Source organism: Pseudomonas sp. GW821-FHT05D12 (assembly GCF_059419825.1).
Map to the genome: position 1 here is coordinate 365,424 of NZ_JBWKSN010000006.1, position 22,596 is coordinate 388,019.

Annotated in this window: 18 protein-coding genes; 5 read left to right on the top strand and 13 right to left on the bottom strand. The window is 54.1% G+C overall.

Going from position 1 to position 22,596, the window contains the following annotated elements:
• Positions 1–134: 134 nt before the first annotated feature.
• From fecE to AC07SI_RS14135, 5 genes are all read right to left on the bottom strand, one after another.
• The gene (gene fecE / locus AC07SI_RS14115; RefSeq protein ID WP_065903609.1) at positions 135–923 is read right to left on the bottom strand and encodes a Fe(3+) dicitrate ABC transporter ATP-binding protein FecE; all 789 of its coding nucleotides are present in this window, start codon (positions 921–923) and stop codon (positions 135–137) included.
• Positions 924–927: 4 nt separating this feature from the next.
• Complete coding sequence (locus tag AC07SI_RS14120) at positions 928–1,896, bottom strand: iron chelate uptake ABC transporter family permease subunit (protein ID WP_495005916.1); 969 nt, start codon at positions 1,894–1,896, stop codon at positions 928–930.
• Positions 1,893–2,882: an iron-dicitrate ABC transporter permease FecC gene (fecC, locus tag AC07SI_RS14125; RefSeq protein WP_120449169.1), complete on the bottom strand. Its 990-nt coding sequence runs from the start codon at positions 2,880–2,882 to the stop codon at positions 1,893–1,895. The genes AC07SI_RS14120 and fecC overlap by 4 nt, the downstream gene beginning before the upstream one ends.
• 2 nt (positions 2,883–2,884) lie before the next feature.
• Positions 2,885–3,799: a Fe(3+) dicitrate ABC transporter substrate-binding protein FecB gene (locus tag AC07SI_RS14130; protein WP_371920694.1), complete on the bottom strand. Its 915-nt coding sequence runs from the start codon at positions 3,797–3,799 to the stop codon at positions 2,885–2,887.
• Between the two features lie 443 nt (positions 3,800–4,242).
• Positions 4,243–6,648, bottom strand: a complete 2,406-nt coding sequence (locus AC07SI_RS14135; RefSeq protein WP_495005917.1) for a TonB-dependent siderophore receptor — start codon at positions 6,646–6,648, stop codon at positions 4,243–4,245.
• A gap of 255 nt (positions 6,649–6,903) precedes the next feature.
• Between AC07SI_RS14135 and AC07SI_RS14140 the strand changes: the two genes are divergently transcribed.
• Positions 6,904–7,755, top strand: a complete 852-nt coding sequence (locus AC07SI_RS14140; protein ID WP_495005918.1) for a WaaZ-like lipopolysaccharide core biosynthesis protein — start codon at positions 6,904–6,906, stop codon at positions 7,753–7,755.
• A 55-nt stretch (positions 7,756–7,810) separates the two neighbouring features.
• On the opposite strand, the gene AC07SI_RS14145 is transcribed toward AC07SI_RS14140, so the two are convergent.
• The gene (locus tag AC07SI_RS14145) at positions 7,811–8,359 is read right to left on the bottom strand and encodes a cytochrome b (RefSeq protein WP_106803202.1); all 549 of its coding nucleotides are present in this window, start codon (positions 8,357–8,359) and stop codon (positions 7,811–7,813) included.
• A gap of 451 nt (positions 8,360–8,810) precedes the next feature.
• On the opposite strand from AC07SI_RS14145, the gene AC07SI_RS14150 reads away from it, so the two are divergent.
• Positions 8,811–10,265: a tyrosine-type recombinase/integrase gene (locus AC07SI_RS14150; protein WP_495005919.1), complete on the top strand. Its 1,455-nt coding sequence runs from the start codon at positions 8,811–8,813 to the stop codon at positions 10,263–10,265.
• Between the two features lie 723 nt (positions 10,266–10,988).
• On the opposite strand, the gene AC07SI_RS14155 is transcribed toward AC07SI_RS14150, so the two are convergent.
• Entirely contained in the window at positions 10,989–11,165 is a 177-nt protein-coding gene (locus tag AC07SI_RS14155) for a transposase (protein ID WP_495005920.1), read from the bottom strand.
• 313 nt (positions 11,166–11,478) lie between these two features.
• Between AC07SI_RS14155 and AC07SI_RS14160 the strand changes: the two genes are divergently transcribed.
• Genes AC07SI_RS14160 through AC07SI_RS14170 form a run of 3 tightly spaced genes read left to right on the top strand, consistent with a single transcriptional unit; the run spans position 11,479 to position 14,719 of the window.
• Positions 11,479–12,783, top strand: a complete 1,305-nt coding sequence (locus tag AC07SI_RS14160; protein ID WP_495005921.1) for an HD domain-containing protein — start codon at positions 11,479–11,481, stop codon at positions 12,781–12,783.
• Positions 12,770–13,954 (top strand): DNA methyltransferase, encoded by a 1,185-nt coding sequence (locus AC07SI_RS14165; RefSeq protein WP_495005922.1) that lies wholly within the window; start codon positions 12,770–12,772, stop codon positions 13,952–13,954. The genes AC07SI_RS14160 and AC07SI_RS14165 overlap by 14 nt, the downstream gene beginning before the upstream one ends.
• Positions 13,955–13,972: 18 nt before the next feature.
• A complete protein-coding gene (locus tag AC07SI_RS14170; protein ID WP_495005923.1) occupies positions 13,973–14,719 on the top strand; it encodes a class I SAM-dependent methyltransferase in 747 nt (248 codons plus the stop codon).
• On the opposite strand, the gene AC07SI_RS14175 is transcribed toward AC07SI_RS14170, so the two are convergent.
• From AC07SI_RS14175 to AC07SI_RS14200, 6 genes are all read right to left on the bottom strand, one after another.
• Positions 14,720–15,274: an AAA family ATPase gene (locus AC07SI_RS14175; RefSeq protein WP_495005924.1), complete on the bottom strand. Its 555-nt coding sequence runs from the start codon at positions 15,272–15,274 to the stop codon at positions 14,720–14,722. It abuts the gene before it with no gap.
• Entirely contained in the window at positions 15,250–16,164 is a 915-nt protein-coding gene (locus AC07SI_RS14180; RefSeq protein WP_495005925.1) for a hypothetical protein, read from the bottom strand. The genes AC07SI_RS14175 and AC07SI_RS14180 overlap by 25 nt, the downstream gene beginning before the upstream one ends.
• 572 nt (positions 16,165–16,736) lie before the next feature.
• Entirely contained in the window at positions 16,737–17,264 is a 528-nt protein-coding gene (locus tag AC07SI_RS14185) for a condensin complex protein MksE (RefSeq protein WP_495005926.1), read from the bottom strand.
• 46 nt (positions 17,265–17,310) lie between these two features.
• Positions 17,311–18,735 (bottom strand): hypothetical protein, encoded by a 1,425-nt coding sequence (locus AC07SI_RS14190; RefSeq protein ID WP_495005927.1) that lies wholly within the window; start codon positions 18,733–18,735, stop codon positions 17,311–17,313.
• Positions 18,735–21,683 carry a hypothetical protein gene (locus tag AC07SI_RS14195; protein WP_495005928.1) on the bottom strand — a complete coding sequence of 983 codons (2,949 nt, stop codon included), beginning with the start codon at positions 21,681–21,683 and terminating at the stop codon, positions 18,735–18,737. The genes AC07SI_RS14190 and AC07SI_RS14195 overlap by 1 nt, the downstream gene beginning before the upstream one ends.
• Positions 21,680–22,492: a hypothetical protein gene (locus AC07SI_RS14200; protein WP_495005929.1), complete on the bottom strand. Its 813-nt coding sequence runs from the start codon at positions 22,490–22,492 to the stop codon at positions 21,680–21,682. Before AC07SI_RS14200 ends, AC07SI_RS14195 begins: the two co-directional genes overlap by 4 nt.
• Positions 22,493–22,596 lie beyond the last annotated feature (104 nt).

Here is a 22,596-nt window from a genome sequence, read left to right on the forward strand (position 1 = left end):
GCCGATGTACGACCCGGTTCGAACTTGAAATACAACCCAAATGTGGGAGCTGGCTTGCCTGCGATAGCGGTCGGTCAGCCACTGCATGAGGTGACTGACACACCGCCTTCGCGAGCAAACCCACTCCCCATTTTCTAACCGAGCCGGGTGCTCTTCTCGACCAGGCACATGGGCGTGCCCGCCACCGGCTCCTGCATGATCTGCACTTGCACTTCAAACACCTGGCGCATCAATTCGGCACTGATCACTTGCTCCGGCGCGCCATCGGCCACCAGCTTGCCGCCGTGCATCACCGCCAGGTGATCGGCGTAGCGGCAGGCCTGGTTGATGTCGTGGAGCACGGTGATCACCGTCTTGCCTTCGGCGGCGAGTTCGCCCATCAGGTCGAGCAGTTCGACCTGGTGGCTGATGTCGAGGTAGGTGGTGGGTTCGTCGAGCAGCACCACGGGCGCGTTCTGCGCCAGCACCATGGCCAGCCAGGCACGTTGGCGCTGGCCGCCGGACAGGTCGGCCAGGGCACGGTCGGCCAGGTTATCCAGTTCCAGGCGCTGCATGGCCTGGGTCACATGAGACTGGTCGTTGCCGCTCAGGCGCCCCCACAGTGAGTTGTGCGGGCTGCGACCGTAGGCGATCAACTGGCGCACGCTGACGCCCTCCGGCACCGGCAACACCTGAGGCAGAAACGCGACCTGTCGGGCCAGTTGGCGGGCAGACAGGCTCGCATAGGCCTGGCCATCCAAGGTCAACTCACCCTGGGTCGGCTTGAGAATGCGCGCAAATGCCTTGAGCAAGGTGGACTTGCCGCAGCCGTTGGGGCCGATCAACGCGGTGACCTTGCCCACCGGCGGCGCGAACGACAGGCCCTGCACGATGCGCGTCGCGCCGTAACCGATATCGAGCTGTCGTGCGTGGAGAATACTCATGTGATCAGCCCTTGAACCGTGCCAGCAACCAAAGAAAATACGGCGCGCCAATCACCGCCGTGAGCACCCCCGCAGGGATTTCGCTGGGCGCAATCAAGCTGCGCCCGAGGGTGTCGGCGAGCACCAGCAGCAGCGCGCCGATCAGCATCGCCGCCGGCAGCAAATAGTGGTGATGCCCGCCCACCAGGCGCCGCGCCATGTGCGGTGCGACCAGGCCGATAAACCCGATCGGGCCGATCACGCCCACCCCCAGGCTGGTGAGCAGCACCGCGCAAACCATTGCCAGCCAGCGCGTGCGGCCGAGCGCGGTGCCCAGGCTGTGGGCGGCTTCATCGCCCAGGGCGATCAGGTTCAGCGGCTTGGCCAGGCACAATCCCAGCGGGATCAGCACCAGGAACGGCAGCACCAGCGCCACATGGTGCCAGTTGCGGCTCCACAGACTGCCGGTCAGCGCGAGCAAGGCGGTGTTGATATCCAGCGGATGGGACAGGATCAGAAACTCGGTGACGCTGGACAGGGTCACCGCAATCGCCACCCCGGACAGCGCAAAGCGCACCCCGGAAAAACTCACGCCGGTGTTGTACAGCGCCAGCAGCAACGCGCCGCCGGCACCGCCCAGGCACGCCACCAGCGGCAGCCAGGCGATCGGCAGGTGCGGCCAGCCGATGATCGCCACGGTCAGCGCCAATCCCGCGCCTTGGGTCACGCCGAGAATTTCCGGCGAGGCCAGCGGGTTGCGAATCACCCCCTGCACAATCGCCCCGGCCAGGCCGAATGCGCAGCCTGCGAGGATCGCGATCAGGCTGCGTGGCAGGCGGTGGTTCCACACTTCAAAGTCGAGCGCGTCATGGGCCAGCAGGCGGTCCAGCACGGTCTCCGGCGCGAGCCAAACGGTGCCCGCGCTGAGGCTGACAAAGGCCGCCAGCAGCAACAGGCCGAGCAACAGCCAGAGGCGCAATCGTGGCTGGGTCATAGGGCACGCCTGGCGAGAAAGAGGAAGAACGGTGCACCAATCAACGCGGTGACCACCCCGGCCGGGGTTTCCACCGGGAAGGCCACGGCGCGGCTGAGCAGATCGGCGCCCAGCACGATCACCGCACCCAACGCCGCGCTCAGCGGGATCAGCCAGCGGTAATCGTTGCCGAGAAACTGGCGCAGGATATTCGGCGCGATCAGCCCGACAAAACCAATCGGCCCCACCGCGCAAACGCTAGCGCCCACCAGCAACAGGCTGGCGACAAACACCTGCAGGCGCAGGCTGGCGATGCCCACGCCCAACGAGCGCGCGGCGTCTTCGCCGAGGTTGATCAGGTTCAAGCGCGGCGCGCACCACAGCGCCCACAGGCCGCCGATCAAGGTGCACGGCCAAAGCAATTGCACCTGCGCCGCACCGACGTTGGCCAGGGAACCGGCCAGCCAGTTCAACACGCTTTGCGCCTGGGCCTCGACCAGGATCACAGTGAGGCGGGTCAAGGCAGCACACAGGGCTGCGACGGCAACGCCCGCCAATACCAGGCGCCCCTGGGCCGTGGTCGGCGACCAGGCACCGCCGAGGCTGAACACCGTGATCCAGGCCAGTGCGCCGCCCAGGCAGGTCATCAGCAAGGCGCCGCCGGCGAACGGCAACGCGACCAACCCGGTGGAAAACAACGCAAGCCCCAACGCCGCCCCCGCCGTCACGCCGAACAACGAAGGCGATGCCAGGCGGTTGCGGGTGATGCCTTGCATCAGCGCCCCGGCCAGGCCCAGGCAAGCCCCCACCAACGCCGCGCACACCGCTCGCGGCACACGCAACTGAGCCACGATATAGGCCATGTTGCCGCCGACACGGCCCTGATGAACCAGGCCGTTCCAGGCATCCGCCGCCGTCAGGGTGAACGGTGACCAGCTGTACAACGACAGCCAGAACAACCCGGCGCCGAGCAGCAGAATGCCGGCTGCCGCCACACTGCGCGCCATGCTTATTGGCTCAGTACGGCTTTACCGCCCTTGAGAATCGCCAAAGCGTCTTCGGCGATCTGCTCCGACGCCAGCACCCCACGGTTACGCGCCCAGCTGTCGCCATCCACTTCGGCCACCTGCTGGTGACGTACGGCGCCGAGCACTTGCCACAGCGGCTGCTTGCTCCAGCTGTCGACGATGCTCGGGCGGCGGTAATGGCCGACCAGCAACCAACCCGGGTCGAGGGCGAGGAGTTGCTCCAGGCTGACGAACTCGGTCGGCGCCGCATTCGCGCGTACCGCTGGCACCTTCAGGCCGATCGCCTGCAGCACGCTGCCCGCGTAGGAGTCCGGGCCGTGCACCGAGAAGCTGTCTTCCCGCGCGACACCAAACAATACGTTGGTACCGGCAGGGATCTGCGCGGCGATTTTTTTCAGGTTGTCGCGGTTCTGCGCGATACGCGCTTGCATCTGCGGGCCTTTGCCGAGGGCCTTGCCGATCAGTTCGGCGGACTTGAGGCTACCCTGGTAATCCTCGCCGCGCGAGGGCAGCAACAGGGTCGGCGCAATGCTTGCCAAGTCGCTGTACAGCGCCTGATGACGGTTAAGGTCGGCAACGATCAGGTCCGGCTTGAGCCGGGCGATTTCCTCGATGCTCGGCTGCGAACGCAGGCCCACGGACTGCCACTGGCCGATGGCTTGGCGCACCCTGGGCAGCACGCGGTTGGCGTCGCCATCGTCGGCGGCGCCAACGGGTGTGACGTCGACGGCGGCCAGGCTGTCGAGAAAGGAGAACTCCAGCACCACCACGCGCTTGGGCGCATCGGGCAGATGCACGGCGTGCTGGCCGTCATTGAGGTCGATGGGCGCAGCGCTTAATACGCTTGAAGAAAACGCCAGGAGGCAGGCGGCAAGGGTCGGGATGGAGCGCAGCATTCGCATGACAAGTACCTCGGCGTTAAAACACCCCGGCTAGACAGGCTGGGGAAAACGGCGGGTACTATTCCATATCGGCGCGGCGTGATCAAAAAACATTCTCATTTCCACCCTGGCAACGGGCTTGCTGTGCTGAGCAAGCCTGTTGGGGTCAGCAAACTTGTTAGGGTGAGCAGGTTTGTTGGAGTCAGCAAATTTATTGTGGTGAGCACGCGCCTGTGGCGAGCGGGCTTGCCCCGCGTTGGGCTGCGCAGCAGCCCCAAAACAGATCAGCATGGAATACCTGGCACACCGCATTTTGCTTGAAAGGGGCTGCTGCGCAGCCCAACGCGGGGCAAGCCCGCTCGCCACAAAAGATCCTGTGCACCCCGCCCTGCAGGCTCACCTTAGAAAGCCTGCTCACCATAGAAAGCCCCCCCACCCAGGCATACCCGTCACAGCGATCAGAAATCGACAGTAGCCGACAGCAAATACGTACGCGGTGTCGACAGGGTCAGCCCCGGCTCGCTGTCATCCGACGCTCCCGCCGAACTCCAGTAGCGTTTATCGGCGACGTTTTCCACGTTCGCGCGCAAGGTAATGTGCTTGTCATCCACCTTGAACGCATAGCGCGCGCCGACGTCGACACGGTTCCAAGCGTCGATCTCCTTGACGTTGGAGGTGTCCAGGTACTGCGAGCTGGAGTAGATGCCACGGCTGGTCAGGGTCAAACCTTCGAGGCCCGGCACATCCCATTCGGCGCCGAGGTTGACGTTGTACTTGGGCGTGGCCGGCGCGCGGTTGCCGTTGGTGGCGCCGTTGGTGGTGTCCTGCAGCTTGCTGTCGATGTACATCACCCCGCCGAGCAGGCGCACGCCCTTGAGCGGCTCGCCGAACATGCTCAGCTCCGCACCGGTGTTCTGGCGCTTGCCGTTGGGACCGAACACCGTCGTGATGGCATTGGTTTCGTAGGCAGGCTGCTTGATACGGAACACCGCAGCGGTCACCGCAAAGGCGCCGGCGTCGTATTTGGCGCCGACTTCCACCTGGCGGCTGATGAACGGCGGGAAGATTTCATCGTCGTTGGCCGAGGTCGACGGCGCGACCTTGCCCTGGCTCAGGCCTTCCATGTAGTTGGCATACAGCGACAGTTTGTCGGTGGCCTTGAACAACAGGCCACCGGACGGCGAAACCTTTTCCTCGTCGTAGGCGGTGCGGCCTTTGACCCCGTTGTTCCAGTCATCCACCTTGACCCGCTGCCAGCGCGCGCCGAGGGTCAACAGCAGGCGGTCGTCGAAGAAGCCCAGGGTGTCGGACAACGCCACGCCGCTGAAGCGGTTCTCGGTGTAGACCTTCGGATCGGGGCGGGTTTGCACCGAGGGTGTCGGTATCTGCACCGGGTTGTAGAGGTTGCTGCGACCCTGCGCATACCGTGCGCCGCCGTTTTCGAAATCCATATAGAAGTAGCTGGCGGCCAGGTTGACCTCATGGCTCACCGAGCCGGTCTGGAACCAGTTGCGCACGCCGGCGGTGTAGGTGCGCACGTTTTCATCGCGGGTGAAATCGCGCGGCAGCACCAGGAAGTCGCCGGTGGCGTTGGTCACGGACACTGCATGGCGCAGGAAGTCGTGGTTACTTTTGCGCGCGCCCATACCGCCGTACAGCATCACGTTATCGCTGAGATCGTACTCGGCGTTGACCGTCCCGAAGGTGTCGTTGGTGCTGGCCTTGCTCCAGGACTGCGCGTAATTGCGACGCACATCGTTGGCGCTCGGCACCGGCGCATTGGCTGCCACCTGCACCCGCTCCTGCGGGGCATCGGTGTCGCGCTCGGTGTGACCGATATCCGTGGAAAGACGCAGGCGCTCGCCACGAAAATCCAGGCCGAGCACGGCCATTTCACGGTCGACACTCTGGTGGTCCCACTCGGTGTCGCCGGACTGCTTGACGCCGTTGAAGCGGATACCGAACTTGTTGTCCTCGCCAAAGCGCCGCCCTACATCCACGGCGCCGCCGGCCTGGCTGTCGGAGGCCCAGTTGCCGGTAAACGAGTTGATGTCCTTGTCGGTGGCGCGCTTGGGCACCACGTTGATCCCGCCGCCCACGCTGCCACGCGGCGAGATGCCGTTGATCAACTGGGTCGGGCCTTTGAAGATGTCGACGCGGTCGGCCATTTCCATGTCGATGGTGTAGGTCGGCAACACGCCGTAGAGGCCGTTGTAGGCCACATCGCTGTTGAACAGGCTGAAGCCGCGGATGGTGAACTGTTCATAGCGCCCACCGGCCGGGTTGGTGGCGCGTACCGACGGGTCGCTGGCAATCAGGTCACCGAGCGTGCGCGCCTGCTGATTCTTCACCGCATCCTGGGTGTAGGTGGTCATGCTGAACGGGGTTTCCATGAAATCCCGCGTGCCCAGCAGGCCCTGCGAGCCACGCCGCGCCACCTGGCCACCGGCGTAGGTGTCGCCGTCGTAGAGGCCGGTGGTGCCGAGAATCGAGGTCGGCGCCAGCTCCAGGCTGCTGCCATCCGGTATCGGCACCAGCATGTAATCGCGGTCGCCCATCGGTTGCAATTGCAGGCCCGACCCTTGCAGCAAGCGGGCAAAGCCCTCCTCCACCCCATATTCACCGGACAAGCCACTGCTGCTGCGGCCGCTGACCAGCGCCGGGTCGACGGACAGGTTGACGCCCGACAACCCGGCAAACCGGGTCAGCGCCGCGCTCAGGCTACCGGCCGGCACCTGGTAACTGCGCCGGGCGGCAGTGTCTTCGGCATAGCTGACGGGGACGAACAACGGGCTGGCGCTGAGGCTCAGCATCAGGCTCAGTTTCAGCAACGGGCGCAAGCGCAAAGGTAGAACTGCGGGCATTGGAGGAAGCTCTCGATTTTGTTCACTTGCCTGGAATGACAGGCGAGGCGAAAAAAGGGGACAGGCTTCGGCCAACTTTCTTCAACATCGCAGGGAAATGGCGACGCCACCTCCCTGAAAAATGGGGAAAACAGCCACAAGAATTTCGGATTTTTCGAAGCGTGCGTTTATGTAGTCTTTTTTATAAAGGAACTCCCACGAAGCTTCCGGGTCGGCTGATGTACCTATTTTCATTTCACTACACGGATGGGTCGGATGAAACAGATGTCCTTCGTCGAGACCGAGCATGCTGGCGCCGCCAAGGACGCTCTGTATGCCCGCCTCTCAGGCCCCAGGCACGCTAACGCAAGCCAGCAGGCTGTGCACGACTTTGATAGCTGTCGGAATATCGAATCAGGCGCCGTATTCATTATTGCCTCCGGCCTGTCAGCCAAGTCGTTCCCGTTCGAAACGTTTGCGCACGTGCCAATGATCACGATGAATGGCGCTGTCTCGATGTTTCTGAACACAGACATCCAACCGTTTTTTTACGCCTGCACCGACAGAAGCTTCTCCAAGCAACAGCCGGATTTATTCAAATACGCCATGGCAACCAGCAAACGCGTGGCGCTGTGGGAGGACCATGCGCAATCGTCCCGTGCGCGTCCGACCGGGCAGCTCTATCGGCTGACCAAGGCGAAAAGACCCTCCTGGCTCGATGCGGCCATGGGCAGACACGCTGCCCTGGTGGCCGACCACTCCCTGCTCGCAATGCGCAAAAGGCCGGTAGGCTTCAGCAAGGATATGAGCAAGGGCTTTTTCGACGCACGAACCGTGGCCTACCTGGCCATCCAGTTGGCCTACCACGCAGGCTTCACCAAGGTCTTTCTGGTCGGCGTCGACCTGCATGAAAATTCGGGACGATTCTACGAGACCCAAGACTCGGTCAAGTCGCCCTGCGGGCTCGATGAGCACTACGAAACCCGCATCCTTCCCTCGCTCGAGCTGATGTCCAGGAAGGTCATGGGTGATGACTTCATGGTGTACAACTTCTCCGACTGCTCGCGGATCCCCGAGAGCGTCATACCCCGCGTGACGCTGGGGGAAGTCCAGGCGATGCTCCAGTAAGCTTACGCGCACTTCCAGGGCCCAAGCCCTGGAGCGCGCCGATCACGCTCCCCCTTCAATCGCCGCGGCCGGGCAGCATGCCTGCGAGCACGTTGTCCTTGTCAATGAAGTGATGCTTCAGCGCCACCAATGCATGCCCACCCACAAGTACCCCGCATAACCAGGCAGTGTAGGTGTGGATGGCCTTCGCCAAGTCATAGAGACTTTGATCGGGCTCCACCAGCGGCGGCAACAGCAACAACCCGGCGAGCAGGATGGGTTTGTCTGCAACCGAACTCCAGTACCAGCCAGACATCGGCAACCCCACAAGCGCGACGCCGTACAACAGCAGATGACCGACGAACGCGCCCCGCTGCATCAGCGGGCTCATCGTCGCAGGCATCGCCGGGGCCGCATGTGTAAGACGCCAGCCAACACGCAGCACGATAAGCAAGAGCAGAACGCTGGCCATCGCCTTATGGACAAAGGTGAGCTGGTGCTGAGGGTTAAGCTCATCGCGCCAATGCACCGCCACAATCCCGACAAACCAAGCCACCACCCAGATCAGCGCCATGCCCCAGTGCAACCACTTCGCGGTGGCCGTATAGCTTTCTGCCTTCGACATTCGGATAGCCCTCTTTTTTTTAGAAGCTTGGATTATCGTCAATGGGCGTTATCGAAAAACCGTAAAATGCCGATGATGATGATCGAGTTTTCTGATTTTTCAGGGGGGATGGCGGGTCTTCAGATAGGCTGCAGCGTTAACAAAGTGGGGACTTCACCGACCTTCGCGGTCAGCGTGCGAGGCGCGATTATTTTTTGCGGGCATGAAAAGCCCAATCGTTTCAGATTGGGCTAAGTCATTGAAAATATGGTCGGGACGGAGTGATTCGAACACTCGAACCTAGCACCCCATCTCCTTTTTCATACTTCTTGAAAGACTCCAAAATTTTACTGTGGATTTTTCAAAGCGAGTATTTACGTGAGCTCCAGCGGTGTTCTGCTCTACGAGAGTCCAGTAACGTCCATCAAGAGCCGACGTTTTTGTGAGGGTAAAAGTAGGGGGAGTCCGTTTCTTGGCCAAAATCACCATCAAAGAACTCGAGTCGCTGACTCCCAACGATGCCGGCCGAATCCTCCGAGAGGATGGCAATCTGGCCGGTCGAATCTCAGTCCGCAAGGACGGTGTGTCGGTCAGTTTTTTCTATCGTTATCGCTGGGGCGACCAGAACAAAGAGTACGCCTGCGGAACCTGGCCGCGCAAATCCCTGACGGACATCCGCAAGGCCCGCAACCAGGCCCGTGCGCTCATCGATGAGCAGATCAATCCCAACGAGCAGAAGAAAACCGCCAAGGCACAAGCATACGCCGCTGCTAACGTAGAGGCTGAACTAGTAAAAACGACGAAGGTGCAAACGCTGGCCGTCCAGGATCTGGCCAAGGCCTGGCTGCTGGATGGCGTGGCGCGAAAAGACGGCAATGCCGAGTTGCAGCGCCGTTTTAACAAGGACCTATTCCCGGCACTTGGCAGGACCGCGGTGAACAATGTCTCCGAACACGATGTTCGGGCGCTGATTCGCACCGTGATCAATCGCGGCGCTCACCGGCAAGCCATCAGCTTCTTCGCCGACCTCACCCAGATGTTCAGCTGGGCTAGAAAGCGTCAGCCTTGGCGGGCCTTATTGATCGAGGGTGATCCGACTGAGCTGGTCGACATCTCCCCCTTGATCCCAGCCGACTACGAGGCAGAAAGAAGCCGCATCCTCTCACCGGCTGAGCTGTTGGAACTGCACAACCGCTTCCAGCAAATGACTGCCGATTACGACGCCCTCCCCGCGGGCAAAAAATACGACGGCATTCGTCCGCTAAAGAAGGAAACGCAGCTCGCGCTCTGGATCAGCCTGGGCACGCTGTGCCGGATTGGTGAATTGCTGCAGGCCGAATGGAAGAATGTCGATCTGGACGCGCAAACCTGGTTCCTCCCCAGCGAAAACGTCAAAGGCACCCGCGGCAAGAAGCAGGACCACCATGTCTTCCTCTCGCCCTTCGCCGTGCATTTCTTTCAGGAACTCAAAACCCTGACGGGCGACTCGCAATGGTGCTTTCCGAACAAACTGAATGATGGGCATGTGGACGTGAAAGTGGTGAGCAAACAGGTCGGCGATCGCCAGGCTCGCTTCAAAAACCGCAAAGCCCTCTCCAGACGGCGTCACGACGATACCCTGGTCCTTGCCGACGGCCAAAACGGCGAATGGACGCCGCATGACCTGCGCCGCACCGGCGCGACCATGATGCAGGCTTTAGGGATCAGCCTGGACGTCATCGATCGCTGCCAAAATCATGTACTGGCCGGCTCTCGGGTGAGACGCCATTACCTACATCACGATTATGCCGACGAGAAGAAAAACGCCTGGAACCTGCTGGGCGATCGACTCAATGCGGTGCTGTCCTCGACCTACGAGCACACGCCAAACGAGTCGATGTTGTCTTTTCCAGCGAACGCGGTGCCAGAGACACGAGTACCCTCATAAGCGGTTGCACTCAGAGTTTCCAGAAATTTAACATCCGCGCCCCCGTGTTATGACCTTAAATTCGCGATGAGCAAAGGTGACAGACTACATGTACACATTCGTGAGCTTCACCGTCGTGGAACTGTTCGAAAAAGTATCGTAAACACCCAGGGTCAAACTGGCCCACGACATTGGTGTTTGCGACGTCGCGGTCGCCAAAGCTTGTCGCAACGCCGGCCCCCCTCTCCCTGGGCGTGGCCACTGGAACAAATCGGAAAAGCAGCGACACTGCAAACCCTCCTCAGGTCGAAGGCAATATCAGATTCCAAGTGCTCGACCGTGACAACTCGCTCGCCAGGATTGGCACTGATTTGAACTCACCTAGACTCCGGCGGAATATTGAAGCCCCCCATCAATTAACGGAGCCTCACGCGATAGTGAGTCAATGGCTAAAGAGCACAAAAACGTCGAAGGTCAAGGACGGCTATCTCGAATACGCAGGCAAGCGCGCCTTGGTGGTCAGGCCTCCGAGACTACGGCCTGGCGCATGACGCTGAGAGTTCATCAGCCCTCCTTTTTCCCGGCGCCAGATTAGGCTCGGGCTGCATAACCCGCGTTGAAATCGATCATCCAAGTTTCTAGATCAATCAGTCCTTTTTCGTTTAGCTTGATGTGCAGCCACTTGAGCATCAGGTCGAACGCTCTCTCATTGCGCCAAACTAGAACCCGTCGGTAGACCGTTGACTAAAGCCCAAAACGTTCGTGTATGTCGCGCCACGCAGCGCCTGAGCAAAGCACCAAGAACACGCCATTGAGCATCAAATGGTCATCGACTCTCGGTCGACCGATACGCCGAGGCTGTCCAAAAAGATCAGCAATCAGCTCCCAGGGTGCATCGGTTTTTTTGTGCCGCTTAACCATCGTGGCCTCCTGCCTTCGATGGGCGCGAACGCTACCGAATACCGAGACTCAAATGTGGCGACATTGGTTTCAAATGATTTCATACAGAACCTAGCACACGCACTCGACAAGGGAACGCGCGAGCATAGCTGGCAAAGCCCTTGATCCAAACGTGATGACGCTAGACACGACTGTAAATCTTGTGTCAGATCACTCCAAAAGAACGGCTACAGCTTGGAAAGACATGGGCTATACGTATGATCCACGAGTCTTTAGCGTGTACAATTGAAAAATTTGGGTAGCACCCACCGATACGCTTGAAATGAAGGGCCTTATGGAATTCCACGACATTTTGCATGGGATCATACGGTTTTCGGATGAAAACCTAACCTCTTTGCTCGCTGATCTTATCGATAGCCCGGAGATCCATCGGCTGCGCAATATGCGTCAAATGAATTTTGATGTCCCCCTAATCCAAGAACTTGGCAGATCCCGACGCCTGCCGCATTCCATCGGAGTTACATACTTAGCGGTTGAACTTGCACACAATAGCAACCTTAGCCCTGATGCGACAAAAGCTCTGTTAGCAGCAGCAATTCTTCATGACGCCGCCATCCCACCTTATGGTCACTTGGTAGAATCAGAGCTTAAGCGGGTCGCACCTAACTTCAACCATGAAGAAACTCTATCACAGCTAATTCGTGGAGTGATTGGTGAAGGTAATGACTATGAAGAAATAGTACCTGGAAAACAGCTGCAGCTCGCGAAAATTTTACGAAATCATAATATTGATCAAAGCGCTGTGATCAGTTTAGTTTGCCCAAAAAAAGGCACTCACAGTGCTGTATCTGCTGATATTGATATTGACAACATTGACAATGTTCACCGCATGGCAGCAATGCTTGGCTGGGATAACGCCAAAGAAAACATAGCTGAAATACGTAAACACATGCGACTTAATGAAAAATCAGGTCTCTCTTTCAGCCGAGAGGCCATAAAACCGCTTGAACAATGGTTGGATTTCAGACAGCGCATTTACACTATGATAATAGCGCATCCAGAGTGCATCCCATATAACGCACTTCAAACCGACCTTGTCCGCCTTGCAGTTGATAGCGAAATAATTACACCTAAAAACTGGTATATGACAGAGCCGGAATTCGAAGAAAGACTGCGACAGCACAAAAATACAAAGCTTCTTGCGCAGCAGTTAATATCTGGGTGCGAGTACCACCTTGTTGACTATGTGTGGTTCAAGAATTTCAATACTTCTAAGAAATTAAGAAATGCTGAAATCGCCGAATTCATTTCTGAAAAGGTGAAAGTTTCTTTCAATGACTCCGGCTATTTTGTATGGAATGAAAAAAGTTTAGTCTGTCGAGAAATAAAAATAACTATCGATAATGATTCCGAAATAAAAACCCTGGGAGAAAATTCCACGAGTTGCATGATCGCACTCATTAAAAAGACACAGGGCAAAGCAAAACTACTAAAAAAAGATATAAGCGATTGGAGAGAGGGCGTAACAAAATCTTTCCTCAATCTTTTTGAAGTTGATACTTTCGAAGCTGAATTCCCGGAAACATATAAAGGAAGCTTCTTCGCAGAAACGGACGAGCTGCACTTTGAACTCAACTGAACATTTAGAAAGTATTGACTGGTCATTCCCAAATCAAAGCAATTCGGGGATACACTCTCTTCATTGGTATCCAGCAACATACATAGCTGCAATTCCGGGTACTCTGATCCCTGCGTTCACTCAAAAGAACGACATCGTTCTAGACCCGTTCAATGGATCTGGGACTACTGGTGTCGAGGCAATAAGGCTCGGTAGAAATTTTATTGGAATCGACACCAACCCAATTGCCTTACTTATGAGCGAGGCTAAGCTTTTCTTCCCCGACCCAAAAAGTTTGCGCAAGCGAATCGATAAAATTATAAATCAGTCGGAAGATTTATTTGGGACACTGCATCCAGAATCACATCCTCATGAAGAAGAGCTCAGAGCCTGGTATCACCCGGATACTTTATTTACATTAAATCGCCTTTTAGCATCCATCCTTGAGACCCCAAACCCTCAACTAAAAAAATGTCTGCTCGCTATATTTTCAGGAATACTAAAAAACACGTCCTCGCAAGGACGGCACTGGGGTTGGGTTTGCGATAACGTCAAGCCAAAACCCTTCGAAATCGTGTCTAAAGATGCTCTGTTAATATTCAGAAATGCTTGCAATGAATATCTAAAAATCACAGAGCTATCACACAAGGCAGTTCAAGTTCACATTGAAGGCGAGACGAGAGCACAAACGCGCTCTCGCTACAAATTATTAGCTGGCGATTGCGTAGCTAATATGAAAGCCATTAAAAGCGAACATGTTGATTTTATCATGACATCGCCTCCATATTATGGTGTTGCCGACTATGTGAAATCTCAGCGGCTTAGCTACTTATGGTTCGATAAGGACGAGCTTGCAGCAGAAAGGCTGGGCTTCAGAGATTTCGAAAAACTTAGAGCAATTGAATCCGGCGCCCGATCCAATCGTTTTAGAAAAGATAGTCATGAACGTTATATGAACTTCATTACTAACTTTTTCGAACAAAGCTTCCGCATATTGAAGAAAGGTTCTTCAATGGCTTTAGTAGTTGGAGAATCTCAAGCTAGAGCATCAACGACGGAAGACCTTATTACCGCTGCAGTTGAGCGTGGCTTCTCCCTCGCGTTGAGAAAAGAAAGAAACATAAAAATAAGCCGTAGACGCTTGATGGCGAAAGTCAAGTGCGAAGATATCCTGATATTTGTTAAAAATTAAATTCCGAGGGAATGGAGCATGAACGAGGCTATGTTTGAAATTGTCGAAGATGGCGTACTGAAAATCGTTGACCACACAAAAAAAGGGCCAGAAGCAATTGTATATTTCAAAGTGAATTATTATCGCTTCATGGACTACTTTTATACTCAAACAAAGCATCTAGATGAGCTAACACCAGAAGGTGTCAGCAGCCTTTGTCGTGCTCGTGCAAAATACCCGCTATTAATAAGCAAGACTAACGTAGAAGTACGCTCCCTTTTTAAAGCGCTAGCTAAAAAGGTCGGCCCAGAGACTCTTTTAGAAATAGGAGCAGGTAGGAATCCCGTATTTGAAGATGAAGTGCCTGCAGAAATGCACTACGTACTATCTGATGCAGATAGCGAAGTTGTAGTGTTCCATTCTGAGAGAAACTCAGAGTGCTATGCCTTCTCTGGGGAAATTTGCAACCTGCCCTCTAAGACAGATTATTTTAAAATGGTAATTGCCGTATTTGTACTGCACTTTCCATTTCACAAAAAACAACTCATTGAACTGTATAAACGTCTAAGCTCATCTGGTGTTATCGTAGCGAATGTCTATCGCCGTAGCAATGAAGCTAGGGAAAAACTAACTTCCGAAATGATAGAGGCCGGATTTAAAATTAAAAAAATCATCGACAGCGCCAATCTATGCCGCGATCATGAATACTGGATTCTCGGAAAAAGTGACGCGCAGCTTGAAAACTGCGCAATCACACTAAAAGAATTAATAGATCGGCAGCCCTGACTATGATCGCCATTCCTTCAGGGTCTTATCTACTTTTTGTTTTAGACTCTGAAGCCCACCTTCATTATTGATAATCTTATCTGCTCTCAATATGAGAGAAGGAACATCAAGTTCACTTCTCGAGTGTACAAAGCTGTCGAAAGCTTCACGGGAGATTCCGACATCTTTAAACTCCTTAGACTCCCCAACCGCCCGCTGAAATCGAAGATCTGGGTCTGCCGTAACGGCTAACAACCTAAAATCAGACACTTCAGCATAGCGTGCTAACTCGTCAGGATATCGAATTCCATCAACTACAATCCGCCCCATGTGGAGATTGCCCAAACGATATCTAGCAATAATGTCATTTCCCAAAACCTTGAAAATAGAGTCCCCTAGAGCCCCTAAGCTCTTTCTATCAGGCTCGATTCCCATCCCTTTTAAAACCCCCCTTAAAATATCCGAATTAGACGCTGAGATATACCCGTACTTTTCTACTAAGTACTTCGTAACTGTAGTCTTACCCGCCCGAATTGGGCCGACTATTCCAATTATTGAAGGAAGCTCGGAGGCCATATCAACACCATATAAGAATAAATGTACACCAAAGTTAGGAACATCATACCGACTGATGCTCTAGTCGAAGGAGGATGGTTTCTCTTAGTATTGTCTCTACTCTCTTCACCTGGAAAAAAATTAATCAAGTAAAATTCTAATTGCTTACCTAATGCAAAGAAAAGCAAAAGAGCTACCAATGCGATGTCACCCCACAAAGCTTCATAGGCATTACCTGCAGAAGGCGCGACTCTGCTTATCAGCCATGCCGCAAATGCACAGAGGAAAGAAATCGAACAATAACACAAGATCCCTTGCAAGAAAGTATAAACTCTATCGCGCTTACGAGTTGGGTGAGGAGCCCGGGGACTATATATAACATCTACGATCACATCCCAGATAAAAAACACTGAAAACACCCACATCATCTGAAGAGCTTCCGGCCTAGCAGATGTAACTCCTACATATGTAGCTATCTCCTTATTTTTTGAATATGCCGAAAAATCTTGCTCCATTGTTTTTGCAATAGCAAAATATAAAACTACTAGAAAAACCTCTATCAATAAAAGTACAAATTCTTTTGAAAAAATACTCTTTATTTCGGTCTTATGTCCAGCTGCCTGAGACTTTGACCACATAACCCAGCTCATTGAAACCAGTAAAAGCGCTAGAAATGAGTGACTTAGTGACGCAAATAAAAGCCCATTTCCAGAGAGTAAATTATTCCACATTTTGGTAGGGCTCGAAGCCAAATCCCAGCCACCAGTTATAACAAATAGAAGTTCCGCTATTTGCTGCGCGATAGTAGCTGCAACTAACGCGAACAACATTGCTATGAACATCCGTCGAAGCTCATTCTGGCTCGTACCGCTATTCGGCCCTGCATTACTGCTTTGAGTTATAGTACCCATGCGCATTCCTTTGAGTTGTTCCAGATCCCAACCCGACTTAATACAAGTCATTTAACAGCATGTGAAAAGGCCCCATCCAGACACTGTCCTAACATCTAGGGCATCTGAGTGGAGGCCGTTGTCACTCCATCATTCACACTACCGGATGCTGACGTTTTTTGCTAATAGGATTGAACGCCATCTTTCACGGATGATGCGTGCAGGTTTAAGGGGATTGGTAAGGGTGTGACTGACGATAAATCTGAGTGTTTCATCAGCACCACCGGGATTTCGCGTTCAATGATCTAGGCCGCGGCGCCTTCACTCAGACCGCCAGGACTTCCTCAAAAGCATTGAAAATTTGACCAGCGAGAGAGTCGCGGTGGTTAGGGAATAACGGAGATTTAACACTGCACCAATCGGATAACGTCCTGATCCAGCTTGAAAAGCCTATTGATGCGTTATCCGAGGACGGAAGCGATGAAGCATTCATTGAAAGGAATTGCTGTATGGTCCCACCCCATACAAAACTGAACGAATCGTAGGACAATGTGGTTTGAGATAGGTGCAGCTCTATCAGATTAGGAAAGTCATCAGGCGTGAATGTCTCCCTCCCCAAGTAACTCCTTGTAGAACGCGACGCCGGCATCAGTCAGAACCAAATTCCCTTTCGCGTTCCTGTAAGCAATCGCTCGGCTCTCCAGCGTCTTCACATAAGAGAGTAGCGTGTCACCTTTCATGCCGCAGGCGTGCAGAACCTCCTGCTTGTCCTCACCGCTGCCGATCACTTCGAGATAAGCATTGCTCAGTCCCGCATTATCCTTGGTCAGGACATCCATGGTGAATCCAAGCTCCATCGCACCACGAAAAAGTACCAGCAGCAGCGCCTGAATGCGGCGCACGGCGTCTTCCACCTGATCCCCCCATCCCGGAGTTCGAATGAATGCGAACCCTTCCTGCATTACCAACTCATAGCCGATCTGGCTGTAAAGGTTACGATAATGATCAAAATGATTGAGCAGCTCTTCAAAGCACTGGTTGGGTCGAAGCTCACCATCGCTGAAAATGCTTCTGTTGATGGCCTTCCCATTCATGAGCTGTTCGTAGATTTCAACGCTCAACCGCTTGTTCGTGAGGCCAGCGATCCCCTCATTAATTATCCCCTGATTAAGCATGAGCTACCTTTAATTCGTGTTTGTAATATCGCATCGACTGCGCCTCAGTCTCGATCAACCCCATCTGAAATACCGGGCTGATAGTGAGGCCCTCTCGGTGCATTAGGAATGTAAGAGACGTAAGAACGTCGGAGAGATCAAAATCCTGAAGCTGAGAATGAAGAAGTCGAAACATCGCGACATGCACGTCGTCAGTGTCCTCTGCCAGCCATTGCTCAGTCAGGGCGCCAATCGCCGCCATCCGCATATCGAGACGCAATAGATTTTTACCCTTCTCATCAGATACCCCCCCTATCCGGTGAATACTGACTTTAGTTTCCTTGACCCTAGGCAGCGTCGTCCGAAGATGCTCTTGGAGGAGAATACGATGGTTCTGAGAAGACCATTCAATCTTCGCCTCGTACTGCCTTGTTTTGAGCCCGTGAAACGTCCGGTTGACTTGAAATACCTCGTGATCCAATTGCAGCTTATTACCCTTCAGACTACCGTCCTGCAGGACTTTTGAGGCTGAATGGATTGAGTTCCAGGCTCGCTCGATGCAGTCATATGAATATCGCTGTATCCTGCTTTGTTGCACATATCGCATCAACGACGAGCGAATGATCTCAATATCGTGTCGGTATGAACGAATGGTCTCCACTGCGTAGTGGATCTGACTACCCAAAACCTTATTCCCCATATTGAAGAGGTGGTCGCCGATCTCAGTCAGGGCAGTTAGGGCGGCAACGCCATTTTTCAAATCGGTATGCTGGTTGAGAAACTCAAGAGACGGAATGATGCTTCGAATGTAGATATGATTGATCTCGCGGAGCGCCTCTTGTGCCTGCTGAGACTCACTAATCACCTCTGCACGCATGGTATCAACGATGTCAGCCAGACGTCGCGACTGCCCATGAAGGCTCTCAACGCTTTCTTTCATTTTCGTTTGAGCGAAGCGGACCTCCCGTCGCAACACACCTATTTGCCCAACGAACTCATCATCATTGGCACTGTAAGAAGGCATCGACAGGAACACCTTCTGCAATTCATTGAAAGATCGCCTGATCGCTTCAAAGTCGGCGCTGTTCAGGTGCCTTAAACGAGCGAGATCAAAGTGCCTGAACATCTCGATCAGAAATGGCGCAAACGCCATCACCCCCCTAGAACGATCGATCTGCAGGATCAACCCGGCGCGTTGAAGGTTTGCGATATCGAGCGTGGCTTCGAGCTTTCGGCGAACAGCGTCAACTTTCTCCACCCCGCCTCGCCCTCGCTGGAGGGGGGCGACTGCATCTAGCAAGCCACGAAGCTTGTGCTCATAAAGTCGGACGCTCACCTCATCCCCTACTCCGGACTGATCCATATGATCGATCAAGTCCAGGTAAATTTTCTTGTGCTCAATCATAGTGGTGATCGTGACGTCAGTAGCAACAATCATTAATCACCCTCAACCAAGTTGGCTGGCAGAGTCTCATTTCTCCCTTTAGACAGAAGGAACTCGTTGAGGCCAGTGAAAAGTCCAGGTCGCTTCGAGTTATAAGATTCTTCAAAGGCGGTGAAATAGCTCAGATTCACATAGTTCCCCAACACCTTGCTGATTGCTCCTGTGAGGGTCGGCGTAGCGCCGAATACGAAGAAACCATCTGAGTCGGCAATTTCCCTAGCCGTTTTGAGATTCTGATCATCGAGATTGGACAACTCATCAATAAACAGCGGGAGATTGATCTTGGTGTCCGGCTGCAGAAGCCCCTTCAACAGGAACGCGAGAAGTCGGCAGTTGATCATTACTGATGTTCCTGTCGACTGAGCGATCTGCGTGAAGCGGTCGTCTCCTTTCTTTTTCACCATATAATCGATGTTCTCAATGAGTCGCTCCATGTTAAGAACAGAATCCCGCCGAGCATCCTTCTCAAAAAATTGACCGCAGAAGCTCCCGATTCTCTCGTACAACACATGGGAGTGCAGGCCGCTCGACATCAGGTTGATCTGATCGAATGAGATCAGCAATTCTTCAAACTGAGGATGCATTTTGCAATCGATCTTAACGGCTTCCAAGTTGGAAACCTGAATATCACACAGATGATCTTCTAACTTCGAGATGAAGTTCGTAATCAGCGTTTTCGCATGCTGTATCGATTTAATCTGGATGGAGGTATCGTGATTGTGGGATTGAACACTATTTCGATGATTTTCCTGCTCCGTTTCCAAACGGCCAAATATTACTGAGAACAACTCATGAAAGCGCGCCATGGAATCGATGTTAATGGTCGCGAAATGGGCAGCCTCCGAGTCATCACCAGTGAGCAATTGCTGCTCTAGGAGATAAACCAGCGGCTCTCTTACCTTGTCAAAACTATCATTCAACTGACGCTTTCGGCAGTGAATGGCCTTTATTGTTTCGTCGTTCACCTCTAGATACTGTGACTCAAACTTAAAATTGTCTGGACGCAGATAAGCCAGGTCCAACTGAAGGGAGTCTTTCACACTTCGCTGCCATGAGGCAATCTGCAAATCTCGGTGCTTTAGCCGGTCGATATCGGACTGAAACCCATCCCGGGTATTTTCTAGGGTCTGTACTTTATCCCTAAACCCGCGAAGAGCTTCTTCGAACTCTTCGAACAAGGCCTTCGACTCATTCAGTCGCCTAGTCTTTTCCTCATAAGTCCGCTCGACATGCTCCCGCCTGCGCAACAGGTCAATATCATCTCTAGTCTGCGCAATCTCGGCGTGCAACTCCTTTACCGACGACTCCACCTGCTCCTTGGACTTGGAGGAGTATTCGGCAAGATCCTTCATCAATCGGCGATTGCCTTCACGCCTCCGGCGAAGGTCTTGAAGATCTGATTCCAAATTTTGGCGAGCTTGAAGCGCATCGAAGGGCAGGAGCTCCACGGGTATTTGCTGGTCCAGAAAGACCAAAGCTCCATCCCTGGAGGAGAATAATCCTGTAAACTCGCGGATCACTCGATGGTGTTCACTGCTCAATGGCCCAGATACTGCCGTGAATGCTCTGCTGTTCAGGGTATATAGAATATCGGCACTGAAGCCATCGAGCTGCTCAAGGACGCTATGCAAGCTCTGCTCAAGCGACGCACGTATCTGATCTTCTCGAGCGCTGTCTATGCGATCCTGTCGCTGTGCATTTGCAAATGTTTCGGCCTTAGTGACTGCATCTTGAAGACTATCAATACGGGCCTGTCGCTGTTCAATGAATTCCTCGAGTATCAGTACGGCCTCATCCAGTTCCATGCCACTATATTCACGACGCAGCTCAGATAACCGAAAGCTATCTTGCTGAGCAACGTTGTGTTCCTTGGTTTGCTCGATGATTTGCCCAGTTAGTTGTTCCCGATCACGGTTCTTGGATCGCTCCTCTTCGCGAACACCAATGAAAGTGCGGTTGGCCTCGGTGAATGCAGCAGCAGCTGTGTCCCGCTGCCGCTGAATTGATGCTCGTTCTTCCTCAATGGATCGATCGGCCCCCACTAGCGTGCCAATTAACCCTTGGATAGACGCAACGAGGCTCCGGTACCCAGCGTCGAACTGGGTCCACTTCGGCGTAGCATTTTGGACAGTCAGCAGTCTGTCGTTTTCTACACGCAGCACGTCATAGCGATCCAAAATGTCGCGAAAACGAATCTTCAGCTCCGCCTCCGGCCGATCTTTGTTGCCCTCGATGATCGTAGCGATCGTGTTAGGCAGCGTTCGCTGATCCTTGGCTCCGATATCGAAGGCCAGACGAATGAGACTCTTCCATGCCTCAATCTCCCGCGGCTGTGCACCACCACCCTTCAACGGAAGAAGGCAAAATCGACCTTCCACAGTCTTGATTGATTGGTGCTTGTATATCCGTTCCTTGATCGTGGCTACGTCACGCATCAACACCGCGCCCAGCTTCTTAAGACTGGGAGTCACATTTAACGGAGAAAGGTGGTCCACGGGAGCCCCCATTCCACTGTTCACAGAGGAGGTCTTATCCCAGAACAAGTGCTCGATCTGGTCGTAGGTAACTGGCACTCCTTGGCGCTCGTAACCGAACGGCCGATTGCTGCGATTCAGCACAATGCAGAAAGGCCCATGGGGATTTTCCGCTTCCAAGATCATGAACGAACTGGACTCTGGAAAGTACCAGTCATAGCTGGCCGACTTATCGTAGAGACCTTTGGAGTTGCGGAAACCGAACTTATCCTCGCAGCCATTCAAGTTTTCCTCCGGTAGGAAGAAGAACTTCAGGGCATTGAGCATTGAGGTTTTACCCTGGTTGTTTGTACCTAATAGGGCTGTGTGCTGATCGAGGCGGATTTTCGTGTAGCAGTAGGCTGCACAGTTCACCAACACCAGCTGCTTGATACGGAAGGCCTCATAAAACATCGAAGGGACGGTCATGGTTTGGGCGATCCCAGGTCGGGTGCGAGGTAGGTTTCTTGTTCGAGCATGCGCCATGCCTTACGCATCAGACCTATAACCGTGTTGGTAGCCTCTGAGAGGTTCTCGAAGGCAGCCAGGTCCTGACGCTGCGCGTTGCTCATGGGGTACTTGGAACGCTCTAGTCTGGATTCGATGTCGCCTGGGTATAGGAATACTGGCTTCCTACCAAGCAAGGAGTGCAATGAGGCGAACATCCGGATTCCGCCCAGATCAACGTCAAACAGGCAATAGATTTGGACAAAAGTCGAAAGAAATTGCGAATTTAGCCGGTTGGTCACTTGATTCCCTGAGCCATAGATGAACTCAATCTGGTCGGGTGGAACATCAATCAAGCTGGCAACTAGTGCCGCGGTCTCCAACAGGCGCAGGAAGTTCTCTTGATTTTCAACGACCACAGCTGTGGGGCACACTGGACGTGGAGTACGGGCTCCCAACTCGTCGATTAGGATAACCACCGGGTGCGGCTCCTGAAGGTTGCGGATCACCAGCATAGAAGTAGTTACGCCAGCGGCATGACTGTTCCCGTCGAGCGCAGCCCCGGTTCTCCCTGACACAGAGGTTGGCCTGAACTGTACGAGCATATCTGCGAACTCGGCCTGATCTATGACCTCGACCTGATACCTGCTTTTCCCAAGCTTGGTTACGGCGAAAACCCTGCTGATCTGGGCAAGGGAGAAGCCCTTATCCAAAAGCGCGATTCTCAGCGTTTCGAAGTTAGTCGGCTTGGCGGCTTGGATCCTCTCCAAGTGAGCGAAGATTGCTGACACGCTAGACACTGTCCAGGCGACAGGGACTGATTTGGTGGGTAGCGATTGGCATCCGGGCATGCTCCTTCATGTCTCAGCTGGATGAATGGAGAATAACGACGGGG